This is a genomic window from Streptomyces sp. NPDC026062, from assembly GCF_055568375.1.
In genome coordinates, this window is sequence record NZ_JBVHOQ010000005.1 from 50937 (window position 1) to 74113 (window position 23177).

Annotated in this window: 18 protein-coding genes; 9 read left to right on the forward strand and 9 right to left on the reverse strand. The window is 69.5% G+C overall.

Annotation, left to right across the window (positions count from 1 at the left end):
- Window positions 1-329: 329 nt before the first annotated feature.
- Both ACZ4LX_RS05975 and ACZ4LX_RS05980 read right to left on the reverse strand, forming a co-directional pair.
- Window positions 330-548 (reverse strand): MbtH family protein, encoded by a 219-nt coding sequence (locus ACZ4LX_RS05975; protein ID WP_467639203.1) that lies wholly within the window; start codon window positions 546-548, stop codon window positions 330-332.
- Window positions 549-1359: 811 nt separating this feature from the next.
- Window positions 1360-2730 carry a DEAD/DEAH box helicase gene (locus ACZ4LX_RS05980; protein ID WP_467639200.1) on the reverse strand — a complete coding sequence of 457 codons (1371 nt, stop codon included), beginning with the start codon at window positions 2728-2730 and terminating at the stop codon, window positions 1360-1362.
- Between the two features lie 288 nt (window positions 2731-3018).
- On the opposite strand from ACZ4LX_RS05980, the gene ACZ4LX_RS05985 reads away from it, so the two are divergent.
- Complete coding sequence (locus tag ACZ4LX_RS05985) at window positions 3019-3516, forward strand: potassium channel family protein (RefSeq protein ID WP_467639197.1); 498 nt, start codon at window positions 3019-3021, stop codon at window positions 3514-3516.
- Between the two features lie 220 nt (window positions 3517-3736).
- Here ACZ4LX_RS05985 and ACZ4LX_RS05990 read toward each other — a convergent pair whose 3' ends face one another.
- Window positions 3737-4408 (reverse strand): enoyl-CoA hydratase-related protein, encoded by a 672-nt coding sequence (locus ACZ4LX_RS05990; RefSeq protein ID WP_467639194.1) that lies wholly within the window; start codon window positions 4406-4408, stop codon window positions 3737-3739.
- A 389-nt stretch (window positions 4409-4797) separates the two neighbouring features.
- Between ACZ4LX_RS05990 and ACZ4LX_RS05995 the strand changes: the two genes are divergently transcribed.
- The 3 genes from ACZ4LX_RS05995 (at window position 4798) to ACZ4LX_RS06005 (ending at window position 10280) form a co-directional block, all read left to right on the forward strand.
- Entirely contained in the window at window positions 4798-5043 is a 246-nt protein-coding gene (locus ACZ4LX_RS05995; RefSeq protein ID WP_467639191.1) for a hypothetical protein, read from the forward strand.
- A 291-nt stretch (window positions 5044-5334) separates the two neighbouring features.
- Entirely contained in the window at window positions 5335-5979 is a 645-nt protein-coding gene (locus ACZ4LX_RS06000; RefSeq protein WP_467639188.1) for a sugar O-acetyltransferase, read from the forward strand.
- Between the two features lie 398 nt (window positions 5980-6377).
- Complete coding sequence (locus ACZ4LX_RS06005; protein WP_467639185.1) at window positions 6378-10280, forward strand: glycoside hydrolase family 2 TIM barrel-domain containing protein; 3903 nt, start codon at window positions 6378-6380, stop codon at window positions 10278-10280.
- Between the two features lie 169 nt (window positions 10281-10449).
- Here ACZ4LX_RS06005 and ACZ4LX_RS06010 read toward each other — a convergent pair whose 3' ends face one another.
- Window positions 10450-12273: a CASTOR/POLLUX-related putative ion channel gene (locus ACZ4LX_RS06010; RefSeq protein WP_467639182.1), complete on the reverse strand. Its 1824-nt coding sequence runs from the start codon at window positions 12271-12273 to the stop codon at window positions 10450-10452.
- Window positions 12274-12665: 392 nt separating this feature from the next.
- On the opposite strand from ACZ4LX_RS06010, the gene ACZ4LX_RS06015 reads away from it, so the two are divergent.
- Window positions 12666-13571 carry an NAD-dependent protein deacetylase gene (locus ACZ4LX_RS06015; protein WP_467639180.1) on the forward strand — a complete coding sequence of 302 codons (906 nt, stop codon included), beginning with the start codon at window positions 12666-12668 and terminating at the stop codon, window positions 13569-13571.
- A 90-nt stretch (window positions 13572-13661) separates the two neighbouring features.
- Here the strand turns inward: ACZ4LX_RS06015 and ACZ4LX_RS06020 are convergent, their stop codons facing one another.
- Window positions 13662-15554 carry a rhamnogalacturonan lyase gene (locus ACZ4LX_RS06020; RefSeq protein ID WP_467639177.1) on the reverse strand — a complete coding sequence of 631 codons (1893 nt, stop codon included), beginning with the start codon at window positions 15552-15554 and terminating at the stop codon, window positions 13662-13664.
- 304 nt (window positions 15555-15858) lie between these two features.
- On the opposite strand from ACZ4LX_RS06020, the gene ACZ4LX_RS06025 reads away from it, so the two are divergent.
- Together ACZ4LX_RS06025 and ACZ4LX_RS06030 are read left to right on the forward strand one after the other, a co-directional pair.
- On the forward strand, window positions 15859-16530 hold the full coding sequence (locus ACZ4LX_RS06025; protein ID WP_467639174.1) for a HEAT repeat domain-containing protein: 672 nt from the start codon (window positions 15859-15861) through the stop codon (window positions 16528-16530).
- A 3-nt stretch (window positions 16531-16533) separates the two neighbouring features.
- Window positions 16534-17556 carry a HEAT repeat domain-containing protein gene (locus ACZ4LX_RS06030; RefSeq protein ID WP_467639171.1) on the forward strand — a complete coding sequence of 341 codons (1023 nt, stop codon included), beginning with the start codon at window positions 16534-16536 and terminating at the stop codon, window positions 17554-17556.
- A 164-nt stretch (window positions 17557-17720) separates the two neighbouring features.
- Here ACZ4LX_RS06030 and ACZ4LX_RS06035 read toward each other — a convergent pair whose 3' ends face one another.
- The 3 genes from ACZ4LX_RS06035 to ACZ4LX_RS06045 form a co-directional block, all read right to left on the reverse strand.
- The gene (locus ACZ4LX_RS06035; protein ID WP_467639168.1) at window positions 17721-18158 is read right to left on the reverse strand and encodes a glutaredoxin domain-containing protein; all 438 of its coding nucleotides are present in this window, start codon (window positions 18156-18158) and stop codon (window positions 17721-17723) included.
- Window positions 18159-18427: 269 nt separating this feature from the next.
- On the reverse strand, window positions 18428-19951 hold the full coding sequence (locus ACZ4LX_RS06040) for a catalase (protein ID WP_467639165.1): 1524 nt from the start codon (window positions 19949-19951) through the stop codon (window positions 18428-18430).
- 522 nt (window positions 19952-20473) lie between these two features.
- The gene (locus ACZ4LX_RS06045) at window positions 20474-20644 is read right to left on the reverse strand and encodes a hydrophobic protein (RefSeq protein WP_326734156.1); all 171 of its coding nucleotides are present in this window, start codon (window positions 20642-20644) and stop codon (window positions 20474-20476) included.
- A 183-nt stretch (window positions 20645-20827) separates the two neighbouring features.
- On the opposite strand from ACZ4LX_RS06045, the gene ACZ4LX_RS06050 reads away from it, so the two are divergent.
- Entirely contained in the window at window positions 20828-21502 is a 675-nt protein-coding gene (locus ACZ4LX_RS06050; protein ID WP_467639162.1) for a class I SAM-dependent methyltransferase, read from the forward strand.
- Between the two features lie 83 nt (window positions 21503-21585).
- Window positions 21586-22476 carry a TIGR03620 family F420-dependent LLM class oxidoreductase gene (locus tag ACZ4LX_RS06055; protein ID WP_467639159.1) on the forward strand — a complete coding sequence of 297 codons (891 nt, stop codon included), beginning with the start codon at window positions 21586-21588 and terminating at the stop codon, window positions 22474-22476.
- A gap of 194 nt (window positions 22477-22670) precedes the next feature.
- Here the strand turns inward: ACZ4LX_RS06055 and ACZ4LX_RS06060 are convergent, their stop codons facing one another.
- Window positions 22671-23120, reverse strand: coding sequence for a spore-associated protein (locus ACZ4LX_RS06060; RefSeq protein ID WP_467639156.1), 450 nt, complete (start codon window positions 23118-23120; stop codon window positions 22671-22673).
- Window positions 23121-23177: the final 57 nt, after the last annotated feature.

Below are 23177 nucleotides of genomic sequence, written 5' to 3' on the forward strand. Positions count from 1 at the left end.
CACCGAAAACGGGTCGGTGAAATCTCATGGCTGCGTGGCGGCACCAGGACATCGGGCAGCACCGGGATCCTTACCGGCTCACGAACCCGGCAAGGCGCTTCGGTAAGGTGCTTGGCCGTCTTCAGGAATCGGAGACGAACCGCTCAGCGGTCCGCCGGTGATTCACGGCAGCCACATGAAAGCGGTATGAGAACTTACGAACAGGGCCCGACCGGGTGCCGATCCCCTCTGATCGATTTTGCTCGAATAGGAGCAATCTTCGATCAGAAGAGGTGTCGGAACCCGCCCGCCCCGGAGGAGACCAGCGACACACTCGGCAGCCGGAAGCCCTATCCGGTGCCCGCCTCCATCGCCCGTACCAGGCCGGCGGGCCGCATGTCGGTCCAGGCGGCCTCGATCGCGTCCAGGCACTCCTGGCGCGACCCTTCCGGCCCACCGACGTTCCAGCCGCCCGGGACATCGATGCGCGCCGGCCACAGCGAGTACTGGCCCTCGCCATTCACCAGAACCACGAACCGCCCCGACTCGTCGTCAAAAGGATTGCTCACAACCGCCCCCTGATCTTTTCTCACACATTCCACGACACGTTCATCAGCAGCATGCACACAGAGATCAATTCTCCGCATCCGGACCACCGAACCGCCCACCCCTCACGGCGCACTCTCGGCCACGCACGACGGAAATACGTTTCACCTAGAGATATCGATACCGTGTTCGACGGTCCGCCAGGGATCCCCCGGCTTCACCCGCCGACCCCCATCACAATAGAGGACCTTCAACGGTCAAAGATGCGAATCCAGCCCATTGCTTACAAGTACCCAAAGGAGCAACCGGGCGGCCGGGCGTCCGAGACATATGCCAGACCACCCTGACCATAAATATTCGGCCACCCCCATGCCCCGATTGTGCGAGTTTCGCTGAATACGACCCGCGCAAATCCGGATAGCCACCGGCGTGCGCCCGCAGACTCTCCGGCGCGGAAAGATCGCGCCGCGCTCCCATGCGCCGGTCACGCGCCCCACGTCCCGGGCGCCGTGCCCCTCCAGTAACGCCGTCAGTGGCTCGGCGGCGCAGCGTCCACCGGCAGCCGGGGCCGGACATCTGCGCCTCCTGGGACATCACATCCGCGCGGGGCAGGAACGCGGGGCAGGAAGAAGGACAGCGCTACACCCGGGCCTGCGTTCAGGCACACACCGAGGCGGCCGGCCGGCCCGTGAAAGGTGGTCGTGGATGCCCGGGGCGAGCGCCGCCGTGCGCGCGGCAAGGCGTGACCGGGTTCTGCCCGGCGCCCCTCCAGGCGTGGCGCCCACAACGTCCGGCCGCCCCTCGCCCCAGCACCCCGGCGCGAATCCGCCCGGGTCAGCGGCCCCTGCGCACCCGGGCCGCCGCACGTGCTTCCGCTGCCTTCCGGGCGTCGGCCGCCTTGCGGGACTCCTTGGGGCGGCCCGGCCGAGTGCCCATGCCCCGGAACGGGGCGTTGCCGCTGCCCTTGCTCTCGATGGGCGGACGCTTCGCCCCGGTGATGGCGGTCAGCTTCTCCTCGCCGGAGCGCACCTGGGTGACCGTCGGCCGGATTCGGGCCTCGGTCATGATCCGGTTGACGTCTCGCCGCTGGTTCGGGGTGACCAGCGTGACCACGTTCCCGGATTCGCCGGCGCGAGCCGTCCGCCCGCCACGGTGCAGGTAGTCCTTCGCATCGGCCGGCGGGTCGACGTTCACAACGAGGTCGAGGGCCTCGATGTGAATGCCTCGCGCCGCGACATTGGTGGCCACCAGTACGGTGATCTCGCCGTCCTTGAACTGCCCGAGCGTGTGGGTGCGCTGCGGCTGCGACTTCCCGCTGTGCAGGGCGCCGGCGCGTACACCACTGGCCCGCAGGTGCCGGGTGAACTGGTCCACGCCGGCCTTGGTGTCCAGGAACATCAGGACCCGGCCGTCCCGCGCGGCGATTTCGGTCGCCGTCGCGTACTTGTCGGCGGGGTGGATGTTGAGCACGTGGTGTTCCATCGTGGTGACGGAGCCCGCCACACGGTCGAGCGAGGCGACTGCCGGCTCGTGCAGGTGCTTCTCCACCAACTGCTCGACATTGCGGTCGAGTGTGGCCGAGAACAGCAGTCGCTGTCCGTCGGGGCGTACCTGGTCCAGGATCTCCGAGACCTGTGGCAGGAAGCCCAGGTCGCACATCTGGTCCGCCTCGTCCAGCACCGTGATCCGTACCTGCTGTAGTTCACAGAACCGGCGCGACACCAGGTCGGCGAGACGCCCCGGCGTCGCGACGACCACTTCGGCACCGGCCCGCAACAGCGCCGCCTGCCGATTGATCGCCAGCCCTCCGACCACCGTCGCCAGCCGCAGGTTCAGCGCCTGGGCATACGGCTCCAGCGCGTCACTCACCTGCTGCGCGAGCTCCCGCGTCGGCACCAGGACCAGTGCGAGCGGCCGCTTCGACTCCGCCCGCATACCTGCCGTCCGTGCCAGCAGCGCGAGGCCGAAGGCAAGCGTCTTGCCGGATCCGGTCCGCGCGCGGCCGAGGACATCATGGCCGGCCAGCGCGTTGGGCAGGGTCGCCGCCTGGATCGGAAAGGGATCCGTCACGCCGAGGCCGGTCATCGTCGCCGTCAGCTCTGCGGGCAGCGCGAGTGCCTCGAAGGACTCGACGGGCGGCAGGCCATGGGCAGCGGTCCGCGACGTTGCGAGTTCGCCCTTCGGAGCCGGCGGCTTCGCGTTCATGGGGGGGGGAACCTTTCTCCGGTCTGGCGCCCGGAACGCGTTGGGGCCCGTACCCCTCGGTACGGGCCCCAACGGTTTCGAATCGTGTGCCCCAGTTTACCAGCGGGCGCCCAGGCCCTTTCCGGTGACGTCGGCTCGCCCGCCTCCGGGCGAGCGTCCCCGGCACTCCGATGGTCTCCGGACGCGAGTGGTCCCACCGCTTCCCGGCGTGTGTCGGGCCGCCACCGCGCGATCGCGCGGGTAGCGTCGTCGGAATCCTTCCCGTATCCCGGCCCAGGGGATCCGCCCGTGCAGCAATCGTTCTTCCAACTGCTCGCCCGTCTCCTGAGCGACCCGCGATGGCGCGCCTTGCACTTCCGCGCCGCGCTGGGCGTCACGTCGGTGACGGCCGCTGTTCTGCTGGCCGGTTCGGCGCTGGTCGTGCCGGCCGAGAGGGGCGCGCCGGGTGCCAACATCACCTCGTATCCGAAGGCCATCTGGTGGTCCATCGAGACAGCGACGACGGTCGGGTACGGCGATCTGTACCCGGTGACCGCCTGGGGGCGGGTCATCGCCTCCGTGACGATGCTGGCGGGGATCACCGCCTTCGGCATCATCACCGCGGCCATCGCCACCTGGTTCGTCAGCCGTGCGCAGAAGGAGGTCCATGAGGTCGGCACTGCCGTACGCCGCTACAGCCGCAAGGGCGAGGATGCCGTCAGCACGGAGTTGCGGATCATGCACCAGAGGTTCGACCGCGTCGAACAGTTGCTGGAGCGTCGCGGCGAGCATGGAGGCGGTGGCTGAATCGCTCACCGTCGTCACCGGGCACGCGGAGGTCACCGGCCTCGGGCGGTGTGGGGCGGTGGGGGGGCGGGCTGCGCTGTCACACCCAGTGGCTCGCCGACCGGCGTCCCGGACAGCGAGCGTCCTGAGGCCCCACCCCTGTCCCGCGCCCGCGCCCGCCCCCGTGCCCCGGGGCGAATACGTCCCGGGGCGCGGCGTGATGAGGCCGGGAAGGTACCGGTCAGCCAAGCGGGTCGGTGGTGTCGCGCAGGGCGGCCAGGGCCGGGGCGTACATCCGGGCCTTGATCGTGCCGAGGGTGTCGCCCGCCTTGTTCAGCTGTGCCCGAGCGATCTCGATCGCGGTGGAGCGCACGGCGTCCTCGGACACCGCCCTGTCGACGATGCCGGCGGCTGCGGCGTCGGTCCCGCCGTAGCGGTGGGCGGTGACCATGGCCTGGTGCGCGGTCTGCGGGGACAGCCGGGCCTGGATGAGAGCGGCCATGCCGGGAGTGAAGGGGATGTTGATGTCCGCCTCGGGCAGGCACCAGTAACCGCGGTCGGCACGCATGACACGGAAATCATGGGCGAGGGAGAACATCGCGCCGGCGGCGAAGGTGTGCCCCTGCAAGGCGGCCACCGTGATGACCGGCAGGGCCAGCACCCGCGCCAACAGCTCGTGGACGGAGACCACATAGTCCAGGTGCTGATCGGCGTGTGCGAACAGCCAGTCCAGGTCGAGCCCGTTGGAGTAGAACTTGCCGGTGGCGACAGTGACCAGGGCACGGGGGCCCTCCGCCTTCTCCACCTCGTCGAGCGCGGCACCGACGGCGGTGAGCCAGTCGGGGTGGAAGCGGTTCTCCCCGTCTCCGAGGTCGAGGACGAAGACGTTGTCCTGACGGTCGAGCGAGACCATGGCGACTCCTTCAGAATGAGCTGACCGGGCGAGAGGGCTGCGGACTAAGGCCGGGGTACGGACTCGGCCGGTGCCCGCCGCGCTCGCTCCGTTCTCACGCAGCAGCACGGCGGCGCCGAGGATCGTCCGTTCGCGGCTGTCTCCGCTCTACGGAATCCGGCGCTCCCCCACCGTCCCGGCCACGATGCGGCCCGCCACAGACCATCTACCCATCGGTAACTTACGGGGTGCGGCACAGAACATTCAAGAGGGGCCGTGCGATCTCCTGCCGTCGCCCGCGATCAGTGGCCGGCGTCCAGGGCCGCCCCACCGCCGGACAGCCGCTGCTACCGTGTGCGCCGCACACGCCGACACGAGGTACACGACACCGCACGGGGAGGGGAGCCGGCATGAATGTCCGGTACCGGGTCGAGCAGGTCGCCGATCTGCCGCCCGCAGCAGCCACCGCCTTCGGGATCCTCGTATTCGCCCTGATCATCGGTTTGGCATGGGCGCTGATACGCCTGCCCGACTCCACCAGACTCCGCAGCCCGGCCGCTCGCGAACGCGCCGAGCGCCGCAAGGAGAGTCAACGGCGGCAGAGAAAACTGCGCGCGAGGCGCGAGGCCCTCCAGCGCAGGTCCGCCCGCCGCTGACATGGCGCCGGCATGCCGCACCCGCACCCCGGCCCCCTCCTGCCCCGCGTCTTCCGGACCGCCGCCACATCGTGAGCGAAGTGCCGCACCGGGCCGGCCCGCGGCCTTTGCCCCGAACCCCGCACGGCCGCGCGAGCGGGTTTCCTTGCCCACGCCGTGGAAGGTGCTGCCGCACCACCGGACCCGGCAATTCCCCGCCGGCGGCGGCGCACCGCGCATAGGCTCTGGGCGCAGTCGACCAGGGGCACGCCAATCCGGCGCCCGCGGAATCGGACGAGGGAGTGTCCCGCTGTGACGGATGCGCGCAACGAGGAAGTGCTCACCCGGATCGCCGAGGGGCTCGTCTACACCGAGTCGGAAGCCGCCTTCCAGGACTCCCGGCGGCGCTCGGAAGAGATCTTCGAGTACAACCGAACACCTCCGGGCGCAGCGGAGAGGCGCCATTCGCTCCTCGTCGCGATCTTCGGCTCACTCGGTGAACGTCCGGTGCTGCTGGCGCCGTTCCACGCCGGGTTCGGCAGCAACGTCCACATCGGGGACGACTTCTTCGGCAACGTGAATCTGACGTTCGTCGATGACGTGGACATCCGCATAGGCAACGACGTCATGATCGCACCCGGCGTGACGCTGACCACGACGGGACATCCGGTGCATCCCGCGCGCCGGACCGACTTCGGAAGGTTCTCCGAGCCGATCGTGATCGAGGACAAGGTGTGGATCGGCAGCAACACGGTCGTCCTGCCCGGCGTCCGCATCGGATACAGGTCGGTCATCGGCGCAGGCAGCGTCGTCAGTCGCAGTATTCCCCCGATGACCGTTGCGCTCGGCGCACCTTGTCGCGTGGTGCGCCACATCACGGACGAGGACCTCACCACACGCACTGCCGGACACCCGGGCACGTCCGGAGGGTCCGCCCACCGGGAGGCGACGCCGTAATGAGCCCTTCCCGGTAGAGACGCGCCGGGCCGGCCGCTCTCCATGCCCGGGCGGCGGGCGAGGGAACCAGGGTTCCGGGGCACGGCCCCAGCACGTCGAAACGCCCCGGCCGGGCATCACCATGGACCGATTCGGCCATTCGCATGGCGTGGAACTCGACCGTGGATCATCGACGACGCGTTGCGGGCGACGAGCGAACCGTTGCTGCCACCGTGGCCGGAGCGGTCGGGACGGTACCAGGCGGTCCGGTCCGGCCCAGGGCACCCAGCCGTCAGAAAACAACAAAACCTGACGTTGTCATTGTGGTGGTTGTGTTCCCTTTCTAGGGTGGGTGCGTCTCAACAGGTGTTATCCACCACACCAGTTGCACGTCTCGGAACCCGAGGAAGGCCCCCGCCATGCCACACTCGAACCCGACCCCCCACGCCCACCGCGGTTACGTGAGCCGCCGCCGTCTCCTCGAAGCGGGTGCCGCCGTGCTCGGCGGGCTCGCACTGCCCGGCGTCCTGCCGGGTGCCCGCGCATTCGCCGCCGCCGGTGACGTTCCGGCCGACGGCGACGAGTGGAACGGGCACATCGACGTCTTCCGGCTCGGCACCGAACCCCCGCACACCACCCTCATGCCGTACGCGGACCTCCGGCAGGCTCTCGCCGCCGACCGCACCACGTCCCCGTGGCGTCAAAGCCTCGACGGCACATGGAAGTTCGCGTACGTGGACCGGCCCTCGGACAAACAGGACGACTTCTACCGCACCGACCTCGACGACTCCGGCTGGGAGGACACTCCGGTCCCCTCGGCCTGGCAGCTGCACGGACACGACTACCCGGTCTACGTCAACATCACCTACCCGTGGTGGGGCCCCAACGGCCTCGGCGAGGACGCCCAGCCGCCCGCCGCACCCACCCGGTACAACCCCGTCGGCCAGTACCGGCGCACCTTCACCGTGCCGAAGGGGTGGGCGCACCGGCGCACGTTCCTGCACTTCGAGGGCGTCAAGTCCGCCCACTACGTTTGGATCAACGGCCGCCTGGCCGGGTACCACGAGGACTCGTACACCCCCGCCGAGTACGACATCACCCCGTACCTGAGGGACGGCACCAACCACATCGCCGTCGAGGTCTACCGCTACTCCGACGGCGACTGGCTCCAGGACCAGGACATGATCCGGCTGAGCGGCATCTTCCGGTCGGTGTACCTGTACTCGGCACCCGGCGTCCATGTACGCGACTTCAAGCTCGACACCTCGCTGGGGGACGGATACACGACAGCCGAGCTTTCCGTGACCGCGCACGTACGGGACCTCACGGACAACGGCGGCACAGCTGCCTACACGGTCGAGACACAGTTGTACGACGCCGACGGTCACGCGGTGTGGGGGCGCCCGCTCGCCCAGCGCGCGACTCCCACCGGCGGTGAGGTGACCGTCACCGGTGCCCGAGCCGTCCCCTCGCCGCGTCTGTGGTCCGCCGAGGACCCGTATCTGTACACCGCCGTCCTCCAGCTCCGCGACCCGTCCGGCACAGTCGTGGAGACGCTCTCGCACCGGGTCGGCCTGCGTGAGTTCGCGCTCAAGGACGGGCTGATGCGCATCAACGGGCAGCCGGTGACCTTCCACGGCACCAACCGCCACGAGATGCACCCGGAGCGCGGGTCGGCGCTCAGCCGCGCCGACCTGGTCGACGACGTCACGCTCATCAAACGGCTGAACATCAACTCGGTCCGCACCTCCCACTATCCCAACAACCCGCTCTGGCTCGAACTCGCCGACGAGTACGGTCTCTACCTCGTCGACGAGGCCAATCTGGAGACGCACGGCATCCGCGACCGCTACCCGACCGACCGGGCCGACTGGACGCAGGCGTGCGTGGACCGTGCGAAGAACATGGTCCACCGCGACAAGAACCATGCCTGTGTCGTCATCTGGTCGCTGGGCAACGAGGCCGGTTCCGGCTCGTCCTTCCGCGCCATGCACGACTGGATCCGCTCCTACGATCCGACGCGTGTCATCCAGTACGAGGGCGACGACGGCCCCGCCACGAGCGACATCCGTTCCAGGATGTACGAGTCGCCGGGCCGGGTGGAGGCCCGGGCGAAGGACACCTCCGACACCCGGCCCTACGTGATGATCGAGTACGCCCACTCGATGGGGAATTCCACCGGCAACTTCAAGGAGTACTGGGACATCGTCCGCCGCTACGACGTCCTCCAGGGCGGCTGGATCTGGGACTTCGTCGACCAGGCGCTCACCTGGCCAACGCCGACGCGCAAGCTGCTCACCGAGACCGGACCCGCCGGGCTGAGGGGCGAGGTCATCAATCCGTCGGGCTCCTTCGGCCGCGGACCCGGGGTGAGCGGCGCGACCGTCTTCGCGCGGGACGACCGGCTCGATCTGACCGGCTCGCTCACCCTGGAAGCCTGGATGACGCCACACGTCCGGGGCTTCCACCAGCCGATCCTGGCGAAGGGAGACACCCAGTACGCGCTCAAGCAGGCCGACGGAGGCCTGGAGTTCTACATCTACGCGAACGGGCAGTGGATCGCGGCCTCCTGGACGACCCCGGACGACGGCTGGACGGGCGAGGAGCATCACGTCGCGGGTGTCTTCGACGCGGACGCGGGCACGCTGACCCTGTACGTGGACGGCGACGCCAAGGCCACGAGGAGCACCGCCGTCCAGGGGCCCAGCAGCAACACCGCGCCGCTCTCTCTCGCCGGTGAGGTGGAGAACCCGACACGGGAGTTCAGCGGGACGGTCCGCCGGGCCCGGGTGTACGCGCGCGCCCTGAGTGCCGCCGAACTCGCCGACGAGGGCCGCGGTCCCGGCGACGACGGCGTGCGCTTCTGGTTCGACGCGCGGACGGCCCGGTACGAGCAGGTGAAGGCAGGGGCGAAGACCTTCCACGCCTACGGCGGCGACTGGGGCGACAATCCCAACGACGGTGCGTTCTCCGGCGACGGAATCGTCCTGCCCGACCGGCGCCGGACCGGCAAGTCGGCCCAGGTCAAGCGGATCCACCAGACGATCGGCGCGACCCGCGCGGACGGGGCGGCGCCCGGCCGGATCACTCTCACGAATGACAATCTCTTCACCAACCTGCGTTCATACAACGGTAGATGGGAACTCTCGGTCGACGGCGAGACGGTGCGGCGCGGCACGTTCAGCCGCGAACAGCTCGATGTGGCACCGATGACCGCCAAATCCGTCACGCTGCCCGTGGAACTGACAGGCAGTCCCGCTCCCGGGGCGGAGTACTTCCTCCAGCTGTCCTTCACGACGAGGGAACGCACACCGTGGGCCGACGCGGGCTTCGAGGTGGCGCGGGTGCAGTTGCCGCTCGACGTGGAAAGCCCCGCGATCGTGCCCGTTCCGTCCGCCCGGGTACCGAAGCTGTCGTACCGGACCGCCGGTACCGGCATCATCGTCACCGGCCGCGACTTCGAGGTCGTCATCGACCGGTCGACCGGGATCATCACCTCCTACGAGGCCGCCGGAACGAGACTCCTGGATTCCGGCCCGGTCCCCAATTTCTGGCGTGCCCCGACCGACAACGACCACGGAAACGGCCAGCACACCCGCAACCAGACCTGGCGGGACGTGGGCGCACGGCGCACCGTGACCGGAGTGACGGTGCGCGGGCTCGACGAACGAGCGGTCGAGATCGCGGTCAGGGGCACCCTCCCCACCACCACCGTCTCGGCATACGCCACGACCTTCACCGTGTTCGGCAACGGTGAGATCAAGGTCGACAACACGCTCACCCCGGGCGCACCGTCTCTCCCGTACATCCCCGAGGTCGGCACGATCCTGCGCCTGCCCGCGGCCCTGGAACAGCTCCACTACTACGGTCGCGGCCCCGAGGAGAATCACTGGGACCGCAATGACGGTACGGACGTCGGGCGTTGGTCCGGAACCGTTTCCGGTCAGTGGACCCCGTACCTGCGCCCGCAGGAGAACGGCAACAAGACCGATGTGCGGTGGGCGGCGCTCACCGACCGGCACGGTCGCGGCCTGCTCGTCAGCGGCGACGGACTCCTGGAGTTCAACGCCTCGCACTTCACTCCTGAGGACCTGTCCGTGGGCGCCCGTCACGACTACCAGCTCACGCCCCACGACGAGGTGATCCTGCGCGTCAACCACCGGCAGATGGGCGTCGGAGGCGACAACAGCTGGGGCGCTCAGACACACGACGCGTACAAGCTGTTCGCCGACCGGGAATACGCGTACACCTACCGCCTCCGCCCGCTCGACGACACCCGGCACGCGACGGCTCTCTCACGGCGTCCCACGGTACTGGGCTGAGGACTGGTGCTGCCGTCTCCCGGACCGCTCACGGGCCTGGCCCGCTCATGAACGGGTCCGGTGACGGCAGCACCGTCGGCGTGCCCGCCGCGGTGGTGGCGGAGACGCCGCGGACGGGCTCCGGCGGAGAAGCGGACCTCCGGCTCCCAGCAGATGACGGTTGGTCACATCACCGTCCGGTCAGCACGATCACCTCGTCTTCCGCGCTCCAGTTGCGCACCTCGGCCTTGGCGGGGTTGATACGCACCTCATGGCCGTCCCCCACCTCGGACAGGACACGGCAGCGGTACCCGATGGCGCACTCGCCGCGGCGCGAGGCGGCCTCGACGACCGTGGCGAAGGATGCCGGCTGTCCTGCCCGGATGTAGTCGCCGGCGGGTTTGAGGTGGATCGCGGCGCCCCGCGGATCCAGCAGTTCCCCGAAGAGACCGGCGAGGTGCCGGTTCTGGGAGATCTGCGCCATCAGAAGGCCGACCAGTTTTCCGCTCACGATGAAGTCGGCGCCGACACCGGCGGGGGCGAGAGCTCTGTTGCGGTCGTCGGTCATTTCGGTGACCACCCGGACCGGGACCCCTGACGTGCGCTCACGGTCTCGCAGGAGCAGCAGCGTGACCAGCGTCCGGTCGTCGGGGGCGGCAAGGCCCGGCCCGTGATCGGGGCCGAGCACGATGACACCGTCGTGGTCGAAGAGGTCCAGGCCGTTCACCGTCCCCGGAAGGGTTGGGTCGCCGGGAGCGAAGGTGACGGTCAGCGTGGCTGCGGCCGAAGCGGCGGCCTCCCGTACCTCTGCTGCCAGGCCCTCGCCGCCACGGGCCACGACGTGGACGACGGAACCGGCCGTGGCATGACCGGAGAGATGACGGAGGATGTGCCGGGCGCGGCGGTTCCAGCCCAGCAGAAGCACGCGTTCGGGGCGCACTGCCGCCGGTTCCCGGTCCACCATCACCGACTCGTCGAATGCGGCGGGATGCTCCGTGACGGACGTCGTGTCGTCGTCCTGGGCGATCACGACAAGCCGGTCGCCCGGACGCAGGACCGAAGCGGGCGGCGGGTTCAGTCGGAGAGTCCCGTCCGTGCGTACGATCCCGACCACGCTGGACGTGGGGCATGCCCTCAGTACCTCGGCGAAGACACGGCCGGTCAGGGCCGGCGCGTCGACGACGTAGAACTCGTCACCGGCGAAGTCGAGCAGTTCCTGGTAGACGAGTGACAGCCCTGGCTGCCTTGCGCACTGGGCCACAAGCCGGGCGGTGATGTCGTCGATCTCCAGCACGACCGCGTCCGGACCGGCCGCGAGTTCGGCGGCGAGGCGGTACTGCGTGTCGCGTACCACCGCCACGGTCCGTACCCGGCTGTGGTCGTCGACCGCGGCCCGCAGGGCCAGCAGGTTCTTGACGATCTCCGCGTCCTCGTCAGGGTGGTCGCGCGGCAGGACGAGGACGACGTCTGCCGTGGCCGGGCTGACGCGCGCGAGCGCGGCCGGATCGGTGGGACGTCCGTTGCGGCAGACGATCCTTGTCCGGCCGGTTCCCCCCACCTTGCCGCGCAGTTCCTCCTCCATCTCGGTCACGTCCCGGTCGGCCAGGACCGCGATGGCGCTTCTGCGCTGGTTGGCGTCGGCTGCGACGAGTTCGGCCACCACGGTGAAGATCTGGTCCGACCAGCCGAGCACGACGGTGTGACCGCTCTCCAGCACCGTCGAGTGGCCGCGCCGCAGGGCGACGAGTTCTTCGGTGATCGCCGTGGTGACGAGACCCACGATGGTGGAGACGTAGAAGAGCGCCATCAGCGCCAGCAGGAGCGAGAGCACGACCCGCAGCGGTGAACCGACCTCTCCTCCCAGCCTGAGTGTCTGCCCGACGCTCTGCCAGACCGCCGCCGTCTTGGCCCATGCGGTGTCCGGGGCCCGGTCGTCCGTCCACACCAGCAGTGCGCTCACCGGAACCACCACGGCCAGGCAGGCGACGGCGAGCCATCCGATGAGAACGGTCACGCCCCTCGCCAGCGTGTTGTCGAACCAGTACCGGGCGCGGGCGTACGACGGAACGCGTGACGGTGTCCCCCGCGCCGGGCGAGGCACATGGGCCGGTGCGCTCCGTGGCTGTCGCTGCTTCCCCACGCGGGCGCCGCCGTCCGCGCTCCGGCGCTGAGTCCTGATCATCCTGTGCACAGCAGCAGCGTGGGCAATCGTCTCGGGCGCCACACGGGTATCCGGAGACGTTTCATCCGATAGGGATCGGAACCGGCGGACGGACAGGGGCCGGCGGACGGCAGCGCTCGCGCCACGCCCGGAAAAGTACGGGCGAACCGGCTCCGGCGTCGGGCCCTGGGCAGGCGACGGGGGCGCGGCCGGGCGACGGCCGCCGCGTTCCGTACCCTGGAGGCATGCGCATGCGCCCCACTCTGAGCTGGTCCCCCACCGAAGAGATGCCCCCTGCCACCACGGACCTGGCGCCGGTGGCCGATGCTCTGAGCACCGGCGGTGTGCTGGTGCTCAGCGGGGCCGGTATCTCCACGGAGTCGGGCATCCCCGACTACCGGGGCGAGGGCGGGAGCCTGAGCCGGCACACTCCGATGACCTACCAGGACTTCACCGGCAGTGCCCAGGCCCGTCGCAGGTACTGGGCGCGCAGCCATCTCGGCTGGCGTACCTTCGGCCGCGCCCGCCCCAATGCCGGGCACCGGGCCGTGGCCGCGTTCGAGCGGCACGGTCTGCTCTCCGGTGTGATCACCCAGAACGTCGACGGTCTGCACCAGGTCGCGGGCAGCAAGGATGTCGTGGAACTCCACGGCAGCCTGGACCGGGTCGTCTGTCTTTCCTGCAACACGCCGAGTTCGCGCCGCGACCTCGCCCGGCGGCTGGAGGAGGCGAACGCGGGCTTCGATCCGGTGGCCGCCGCGATCAATCCGGACGGCGACGCCGACCTCACCGACGAGCAGGTCGGGGACTTCCGTGTGGTGCCCTGCGATGTCTGCGGCGGCGTCCTCAAGCCGGACGTGGTGTTCTTCGGCGAGGCCGTGCCCCCGGCCAGGGTCGAGCACTGCCGCGAACTGGTCCATGAGGCGGCCTCGCTGCTGGTGCTGGGTTCCTCACTGACGGTGATGTCCGGACTCCGGTTCGTCCGCCAGGCGGCTCAGGCCGGAAAGACGGTGCTGATCGTCAACCGGGACCTGACCCGGGGCGACCGGCACGCGGTCACCCGCATCGCGCTCCCGCTGGGCACGGCTCTCACCACTGTGGCCGGCCGGCTGGGCGTCCTCCCGGACGACGAGGCGGCCGGTCCCGCGTAGACGGACGGAGCGGCGCGGTGCCCGGGCCTCGCCATGGCCGTCGGACCGCCGCATCGCCCGTTGCCTGCTGCCTGTTATCCGTTGCCCGGTCTACTTCGTCCCGAGGTAGTAGCTGACCTGCGGCGGCTGGTTGTACCCGGTGTTCTGCCAGGCCACTCCCGTGCGATAGACCGGGTCGTGCATCAGGGTCGGCAGCCGGAACTCCGTCGGGTGCGGAGTGCTGTAGAGCCGCAGGGCCGTGGAGTCGGCGTTCCGCCAGATCATTTCCTCGCGCCAGTCGCCGAGCAGATCGGCGGAGAGCGCGAGGTTACCCTTGGTCCAGTTGTTCGACTTCGCGTCCTGGTCGTACCAGATGCGGGTCAGCTCGCTGTCGCCGTCGTACTTCAGGACCTGTCCGTAGCCGACTCCCGCCGACCCCGACCAGCGGTGATCGAGCAGTTCGCGATTGGCGTCGCCGTCCCACCAGATCGCCGAGTTGTACGAGGCGCCGCCGCCGAACGCCGGAACGCTGTCGCTGATCTTCACGCCTGCCGCCGTGTACAGGCCGCCGCCGCTCGACCAGCACTCGGCGCCCGCGTACTGCCGGGTGAGGTCCGCGCAGATGCCGCGGCCGACGTCCGTGCCGGTCTTCCGGCCCCACAGGACCTCGCCCGTCCTCGCGTCGTGCATCTCGAAGCCGTACGCGGCGTCCGTGTGCTCGTGCACGTTGAAGGACTCCAGGCCGGGGCGGGCCGGGTCCAGGTCCCCGACGTGCATGGCGTCGCCGTGGCCCAGCTTCGTGGTCCACAGACCCGAGCCGTTGTCGTCGACGGCCATCGCCCCGTACATGATCTCGTCCCTGCCGTCACCGTCGACGTCGGCGACCGCGAGGTTGTGGTTGCCCTGCTGGTCGTACCCCTTCCCGTAGTTCGTCGAGCTGTTGCTGTCGAACTTCCAGCGCCGGGTCAGATCCGTGCCGTTCCAGTCGTACGCGGCCAGTGCGGTGCGCTCGTAGATGCCGCGGGTGAAGACCATGCTGGGCCGGGTGCCGTCGAGGTAGGCGGTGGCGGAGAGCAGACGTCCTTCGCGGTTGCCCCAGGTGTCCCCCCAGTCGGCCACGGAACCGCGGGCCGGCTCGAACGGCACGGAGTCCATCACCCTGCCGTTCTCGCCGTTGAAGACGGACAGATACTCGGCGCCGCTGATGACCGCGCAGTTGTCCTCGAGGTGCGAGGCGGCCCCGTCACCGATGACGGTGCCCGCCGCGTCCTTCGATCCGTCGGAGGTCCTGACCGCCATCTCCGCCTTGCCGTCCCGGTCGTAGTCGAACACCTGGAACGAGTCGTAGTGGCTGCCGCTGCGGACGTTGGTGCCGAGATCGACCCGCCAGAGCCTCCGGCCGTTCAGTTCGTACGCGTCGAAGAGCGTCGGACCGGTACAGGTACCGGAGTTGGCGACATCGGTTGCGTTCGACGGCACCCACTTGACCACCAGCTCGTACTGGCCGTCGCCGTTCAGATCGCCCACCGAGGTGTCATTGGCCGAGTAGGTGTAGGCGACGCCGTCGCGGGTGGAGCCGCCCGCGGGCTTCTGCAAAGGGATGTCGAGGCGGCCCGAACCCCACACGCCCGCCGTCCCACCGGGCTGTTCCGTGCCGTTCACGACCGCACGGATCTCGTACACCGACGATGAACCGCCCTCGCTGTCCAGGTAGTTCGTCTTCGGTGTCTCCTGGATCAGTACGCCGCTCCGGTACAGCCTGAAGGAGACGTTCTCGGGATCGTCGCCGAACATCCGCCAGGTGACGAGCGTTCCGCCTTCGGTGTCCACCGCCACCAGGCCGCGGTCCAGTCGCTCGGCGATCCGGGCTGCGGACAACGCCTCGGTGGCCCTGTTGGCCGGTGCGGACAGTGCGGGCGCTGACAGGCCGGGAGCGGGCGGTGCGGGCGCGGCGTGCGTTGCCGGGGTTGCGCCTGTGCCCGTGAGAACCGTGACGAGGGCCATCGTCAGGAGTACACCGGTGCGGCGGCGCCGGTTCGATGAACGAAGGGCTGGAGACATCGGTACCTCACAGTCGGGGGACGGGGACATCAGCTGGTCGCCGCAGCGGTCCGGAAGGTTGCCGCGTAGCGGGGGCGCGGTGACGGCCGCCCGCCGTGCATCCGGGGGAAGGCCAGGGAGCGGCGCGCCGCTCCCCGGGGGCGCGCTTGGCGTGCGGCAGGGCGGACGGCCCGTGGTCGCGCGGCGGGCCCGGCTTGACCTTGACACAGTGACAGGGCCTTCACTGCATGCCGAGGAGGTGGTCCATTTGACGATCACAAGAGGGGACACGGATGCGGTCCGAGCGCTCCAGGGGCTGGAGGACGGCCGTGCGTCCGTGCGGCTGCGGACGGCTCTGCGGCTCGGCACGAATCCTGACCCGTGCTGGGTCGACGCACTCGTCGAGCGATGCGCGATCGAGCCGGACTTCTTCGTCCGCGACATGCTGACCTGGGCACTCACCCGCCATCCGGTGTCGCTCACACTCCCCCGGCTGCTCGACGAGGTCCGCTCGGAGGGTGCGCAGGCACGGAGCCAGGCGCTGCACACGCTGTCCAAGGCCGGGGACCGGCGGGCGTGGCCGGCGATCACGCCGTCGCTGTTGTCCGACGCCGACCAGGAGGTGGCACGCAGCGCCTGGCGGGCCGCGGTCGTGCTCGTACCGGAAGGCGAGGAGTCCGTCCTGGCGGAGAATCTGGCGACGCAGCTCGGTCGCGGCGGGCGGGAGACGCGGCTCAGTCTCAGTCGTGCGCTGATCGCTTTGGGCGAGGTGACCGTGCCCGCGCTGCGGAAGGCGGCGGCGGTCTCTGACGCACACGTGCGGGTGCACGCGCTGGCCACACAGCGAATGCTGCGGGACCCGGACGCCGGATTCGAGTTCGCGGTCGAGGAGGCGAAGCGCGTCGTGGCTCTCGGCGGGCCTGGCCGGGAGGGACAATAGGGCGTGTTGATCGGTGAGGTGGCGCGACGGTCCGGAGTGAGTGCCCGCATGCTCCGCCACTACGAGTCGCTGGGCCTGGTCCGGCCTTCCGGCCGTACGGGCTCGGGGTACCGGGAGTACTCCGGGGACGACATCCGGCGAATCTTCCACATCGAGAGCCTGAGGTCGCTGGGGCTGTCCTTGCGCGAGATCGGGCGCGCGCTCGACGATCCCGCTTTCGTACCCTCGGAGCTCGTCGGCGGCCTCATCCGTCAGACACGCGAACGTATCGAGGCCGAGACCGAGCTGCTCACACGGCTGAGCCGGATCGATACCGCGAACCCCGCCCGCTGGGACGATGTACTCCAGATCGTCGCGCTCCTCCAGGCTTTGGGCTCGAAGAGCGCGGGTGTACGCCAACGTGCGGCCCTTTCCTCGGTCCACGGGATTCCGGCGCCCGTGGAGGCCCTGGTGGAGGCGGCCTTGAGCGAGACGGAGCCGAACGTTGCCGGAGCTCTCAGCTGGGCACTGGCACGATCGGGCGACGACGGCTCGACGCTGCTTGCGGAGGGTCTGTCCGCACCGGCGGCCGCGGTACGGGAACGTGCTGTCCGGTCGCTGGCCGAGATGCCCGGCGAGGCGGCAGCCGCGCTGCTGCGGCAGGCTCTCACGAACCCCGATGTGGTGGTCCGCAGACATGCGGCTCTGGCGCTCGGGTCGCGGGGAGCGGCCGGTGCGGTCCCGACGCTCATCGACATGATCGTGGAAGGGGAGAACGACACCGACGCGGCCGACGCGCTGAGTCTGCTGGCGAGCGACGCCGCGACGGCTGACCGGATCGCGGCCGGAATCGTCGACCGCCTCGCCCGGGACCCCGCGAACGCACCCGCGCGTGGCCGGCTGACCCAGGCGCTGGCCTCCGTCCCGGGGGTCACGGCATCACGGGCACTCGCAGAGCTGTCGAACGACGAGGACCGTGCCGTCGCGCTGACCGCGGCGTACCTGCTGCAGCTGCGCGATGCCCCGGGGCACTGCCCTCAGGCGTAGTTGTCCGGCGGCCGAGGACACGAGGACGGAGGCAAGTGTCCACGCGGGCCTCTTACCGCCAGGTCCGCCCGATGCTCCGACGCCGACGGACGGGGAGAGCCACCGGTCCCTCGACCGCTTTCGGGGCGGGCCGTGGGCGTCCGCACCTGTCCCCGCACCCCCGGTCATTTCCGGGAGGAGATCTGTTCGCGTACCCATGCGACATCAGGGTTGATGTGTGGCCGGCCCGCAACGAAGACCGTCGGGACGGTCTCATTTCCGTCGCACACTTCTCTCACCGCCGCGGCTCCGGCCGGGTCCCGCCAGATGTCGACCCAGTGCAATCGGCGGGCGTCGCGCCCCAGCAGGATGCGCAGTCGCAGGCAGAACGTGCATCCCGACCGCCAGAAGACGACCGGCCTCCCGTCGGCCTCGCTGCGGCGTCGCGCCTCCAGCGCGCCGACCGGCCTCGGGAACATCAGAGGCGAATTCACGCCTGCGATCAGCACGAACACCACCAGGACCGCCGCGCCTTCCCCCGAGCCTCCCCCAAGGAACAGCCCGGTCGCGGCCAATGAGCCGCAGAGGACGAACAGCGTCGGCAGAATCCATGAGCGCACCATGAGGACGCAGGCTACCGATGAGCCGAAACGGTTCCCGCGCCGGGAGACCGGTGTGATGACGGGAGGTGGCGCACCGCTCCGGGCGCACGCCGGCGGGGTGCGAGGGCCTCCCGTCGGCCGGCGGGGACGCCCCCTGTCCGCACCGGCCCCGGAAGCCCTCGCTCCTACCGCCGGATCACCTGCTGGTGAACACCTCAGCCGTCTTGCGGGCAGCGACAGGCACCCGGCGAGGCGGGTGACGGCCACGCAGCGGTTCCGCGCATCCGCCGTCAGGCTTTGGACTGCATGTTCCGTCGCGCGGGGTTGCCCTGTTCCGCCGCTTTGGGGTCCTTCTCGCCCGCCTTGGCGCGTACCCCTCGCTCGATCCGCTCGCCGGTCGACTTGTCGACGTTGGACCAGTACTCGAAGGCGCGTCGCAGAACGGGCTCTGTCACCCCGTTGAGGAGATGGCCCACGACGTTGTCCACCAGACGGCCCCGGGCAGCGTCGTCGAGGACCTCACGCACCAGGGTGCCGGCCTGACCCCAGTCGTCGTCCTCGGAGTGGGACACGTAGGCGGCCCGGGTGATGTCTCCGTCGGCGTACCAGCTCGGCGGGGTGCCGTAGCGGGCGGTGTCGGCCGCGGGCCCTCCCTTGGAGTTCGGCGCGTAAACGGGATCGGTCGTCTTGCGGTACGCCATCGCCCCGTCCTTCGAGTACGTGTTCACCGGGACGACGGGCGCATTGACGGGCAGTTGCTGGTAGTTGGCTCCGATCCGGTAGCGGTGGGCGTCCGCGTACGCGAACAGCCTGGCCAGCAGCATGCGGTCCGGGCTGGGGCCGATGCCCGGGACCAGGTTGTTCGGCTGGAAGGCCGCCTGCTCGATCTCGGCGTGGTTGTCGGTGGGGTTGCGGTCCAGGGTCATCCGGCCGACCTCGATCAGCGGATAGTCGCTGTGCGGCCACACCTTGGTCAGATCGAACGGGTTGAACCGGTACTCCGCGGCGTCCTCGTACGGCATGACCTGTACGTGCAGGGTCCAGCTCGGGAATTCACCGTCGCGGATGTGCTCGAAGAGGTCCCTGGTGTGGTAGTCCGTGTCCGCCGAGGCCATCTGGTCGCCCTCGTCCTGGGTGAAGAACTCGACGCCCTGGTCCGTCTTGAAGTGGTACTTGACCCAGTGGCGCTCACCCTGCGCGTTGATCCACAGGTAGGTGTGGGAGGTGTAGCCGTTCATGTGGCGCCAGCTGCGGGGGATTCCTCGGTCACCCATCAGCCACGTCACCTGGTGGGCCGACTCCGGGGAGAGCGTCCAGAAGTCCCACTGCATGTCGTGGTCGCGCAGGTTGTTGTCAGCGCGGCGCTTCTGGGACCGGATGAAGTGCTGGAACTTCATCGGATCCTTGACGAAGAACACGGGGGTGTTGTTGCCCACCATGTCGTAGTTGCCCTCGCTGGTGTAGAACTTCACCGCGAAGCCCCGGGGGTCGCGCCAGGTGTCCGGGCTGCCGCGCTCGCCTGCGACCGTGGAGAACCGCGTCACCAGCTCGGTCCGGGTCCCGGGCTGGAACAGGGCCGCCTTGGTGTAGGCGCTGACGTCACCGGTGACCTCGAAGTGCCCGAAGGCTCCGCTGCCCTTGGCGTGGGGCTGGCGTTCAGGGATCCGTTCCCGGTTGAACTGCGCCATCTGTTCGATCAGATAGGCGTCCTGCAGAAGGATCGGACCGCTCGGTCCGACGGTGAGCGAGTGTTCGTCGCTCTCCACCGGGATTCCGGAATCGGAGGTGGTCGGCTCACGTGAAGCGTCGGTCATCAGGCTGCCCTCCATCATGTCGCTGTGAGTGCGTACCCGGTCGCGCCGGAGGGGCGGAGCGGTGTCGCGTCAGCTCGATTCGCTTGAATCGAACGATTCCAAACATGGGCGAAAGGAATATTTCGTCATTCTGCCCGACTCCTCCACGCACGGCGCGCCGCCCGTGCGGTGTCCGCTCGTCCCCAGTCCAGCCGGCCCGCTCCTCGCGGACCTGCCCCCGTCCGACGCGGAGGCGCGGAAAGGCCTGATCCCAGGTCCCGCACCGCGGGCACGCTGCCGCCGAGGGCGGGCGGCGACCGCTCGGGGCGGTCCCCCTGCCCCATTCGCTCCTCGCCGTACTCGTCCGCCGTTCGGGCGAGACACCGCGAAGAACCTGTCCGGAGTTCCCCGTACCGCCCCGGATATCTCCTGTCCCATCCCTGTGCGGGCCGGGCCGGACACGATCGCCGCCGGGCAGCGAAAAGCGGGGTGGCCCCGACTGTCTGTCGGGGCCACCCCGCACTGCTCATCGGTCTCCGGTGCCTACCAGCGGTACCAACGGCCACGACGGCCGCCCACTCCGGCTGAGCGCATGACGAAGCCCAGCAGCCAGACGGCCAGCACAATCACCGCCACGATCCACAAGGCCTTCAGCGCGAATCCGGCACCGAAGAGAACGAGAGCGAGCAGGAGAACGAGAAGCAGGGGAACCATGAATATCAACCTCCAGAACATCGCATGCCCCTGCCGCTCTCGGTCATGCACTCGAAGTCAAGCGTTTCTCCCGAGGGAATCCGGGAAAAAGCGCGCGTCTCCGCCGCAGGCCGGACCAGCAGACCGAGGAGCTTCGCGCCATCGCCCCGCATCGCCTCCGGGGCAGGAACTACTGTCGCGGGCATGGTCGAACACGATGCCTTCACCGCCACCCGCAAGGCTTACGACGCCGCCGCCCTCACCTACGCGCAGCTGTTCAGCGACACGCTGCGCGACAGCCCCCTGGACCGCGCGATCCTGGAAGCCTTCGCCGATCTCGTACGGGCGAACGGGGACGGTCAGGTCGCGGACCTCGGGTGCGGGCCCGGCCATATCACCGCCCACCTGAGCAAGTTGAATCTGACAGCTTTTGGCGTTGACGCCTCTTCCTCGATGATCGAGCTGGCTCAGGCGGCCCATCCCGAGCTGCGGTTCGAAGTGGGCTCGATGTCCGCGCTGGACATCACCGACGGCGCACTGGGCGGCGTACTGTCGCGCTGGTCCGTCATCCACACTCCGCCGCAGGAACTCCCGCCCATTCTGGCCGAGTTCCACCGTGTGCTGGCACCGGGTGGCCATCTCCTGATCGGCTTCTCGGCGACTGACGGACCGTCCCACCCGACGCAGGTCTTCGATCACGCTGTCGCGCCCGCCTATCGATGGTGGCCCGATCACCTCTCCATGATGCTGCGCACACGCGGATTGACCGAGGTGGGCCGGATGGTTCGCGAGCCTCAGCCCACCGACCGTCGGCAGTTCCAGGAGATTCAGCTGCTCGCCCGCAAAGCCCACCCGGACGCCCTCTGCCCGAGCACGTGACCACCCCCTCACACAAGCGCGCCGCCCACACCGCCGGAGTGACGTGCGGGGAATAGTGAGCGCGCGGCACTGTTGATCACCGTATGACTTCTGAGACACGTAAGACGTTCGGGCAGATCGGCATCTGGAGCGGCGCCCTGCACCGGTCCCGGGCGGACATCGCGGGGAGGGCGGCGATCGCGGAGGCCGTCGCCGAAATCGAGGACCTGGGATACGGGACGCTCTGGATCGGAGGCAGCCCCTCGCCCGACGACGCGGCCGCCGTCGTCACCGCCACCCGCTCGATCACGGTGGCCACGGGCATTCTGAGCATCTGGAACCACACCGCGGCTGAGGTCGCAGCCCAAATCGCAGCGCTCGACGCGGAGGCCCGCAGCCGGTTCGTCCTCGGCCTGGGGGTCAGCCACGGACCGATGGTGCCGCAGTACGCGAAGCCGTACAGCGCGATGGTCGCCTACCTCGACGCACTGGATTCCGTCACCCCGCCCGTGGACTCCGGGCATCGTGTCCTGGCGGCACTCGGTCCGAAGATGCTGAACCTCGCAAGCGGCCGGGCGCTCGGCGCCCACCCCTATCTGGTCACCACCGAGCACACGGCGGAAGCCCGCGAGGCGCTCGGCCCCGAGGCGCTGCTCGCCCCGGAACTGTCCGTCGTGCTCGACACCGACCTCGACCGGGCCCGCACCACCGCGCGGAACATGCTGGCGAGGTATCTCGGCCTGCCCAACTACACCCACAACCTGCTGCGCCTGGGATTCACGGAGAGCGACTTCGAAGGCGGCGGCAGCATTCGTCTCCTCGGCTCCCTCTTCGCCCTGGGCGACGCCGAGCAGGTGAAGGCCCGGACCCGGCAGTACCTCGACGCCGGCGCCGATCACGTCGCGCTCCAGGTGCTCACGTCCGAGGAGGGCGGAGCGGGGCTGCCGCGAGCGGAATGGCGCGCGCTGGCCGAGGCCTTCGGGGACGGGTGGTAACGAACGGCTCCCGGAATCCGGGCCGCCGGGCCGCCGGGCCATGGTCACCGCCACCGCCACCGCCGCCACCCCGCAGCTCTTCGGACCGGAGGTGTGCGGCGGCCGTCACCGGTCGAGGCAGCCCGCCGGTCCCCCGGATGACCGGCTTCCTGCCGTCTCCGGCCGGACCGGCGGGCCGCCTCGGAACGCCAGGATCAGCGGATCTCGGTGACCCGGCGCTCGACGCGCGCGGCGCAGTTGGAGTTGTCCACCGACACGTACACGTTGGCGATGCTGCCGCCCCAGCTCACGCAGTGGCCCTTGCCGTAGACGTAGGCCGGACCCGCGTACGACGTGTAGCTCCCGGAGTCCCCGGCCCACTCGTCGGTGTCGGCCACGTAGATGTACGTGGACATCTCCTTGGCCGTGCCCGGGTTGGCGCGGATGGTCGCCACGCAGTTCTTCCCGTTGGCGGAGTTGTACGTCAGGTAGACGGTGCCCAGCGAGCCGACGGGCACCGAGTTGACGGTCTTGTACGCCTTGCCGCAGACGCCCTGCGGTGTGACGTTGGGCGCCGCGGAGGCTGCCGTACCGCAGACGACCGTGGCGCCCACCACCAGGGTGCTCAACGCCCCGACGACCGCGACATTACGCTTGATTCCCATTTATCCCCCCTGTGCCTCTGAGAGCGGAATACTCCCACTTGATGTGACCCACGGGTG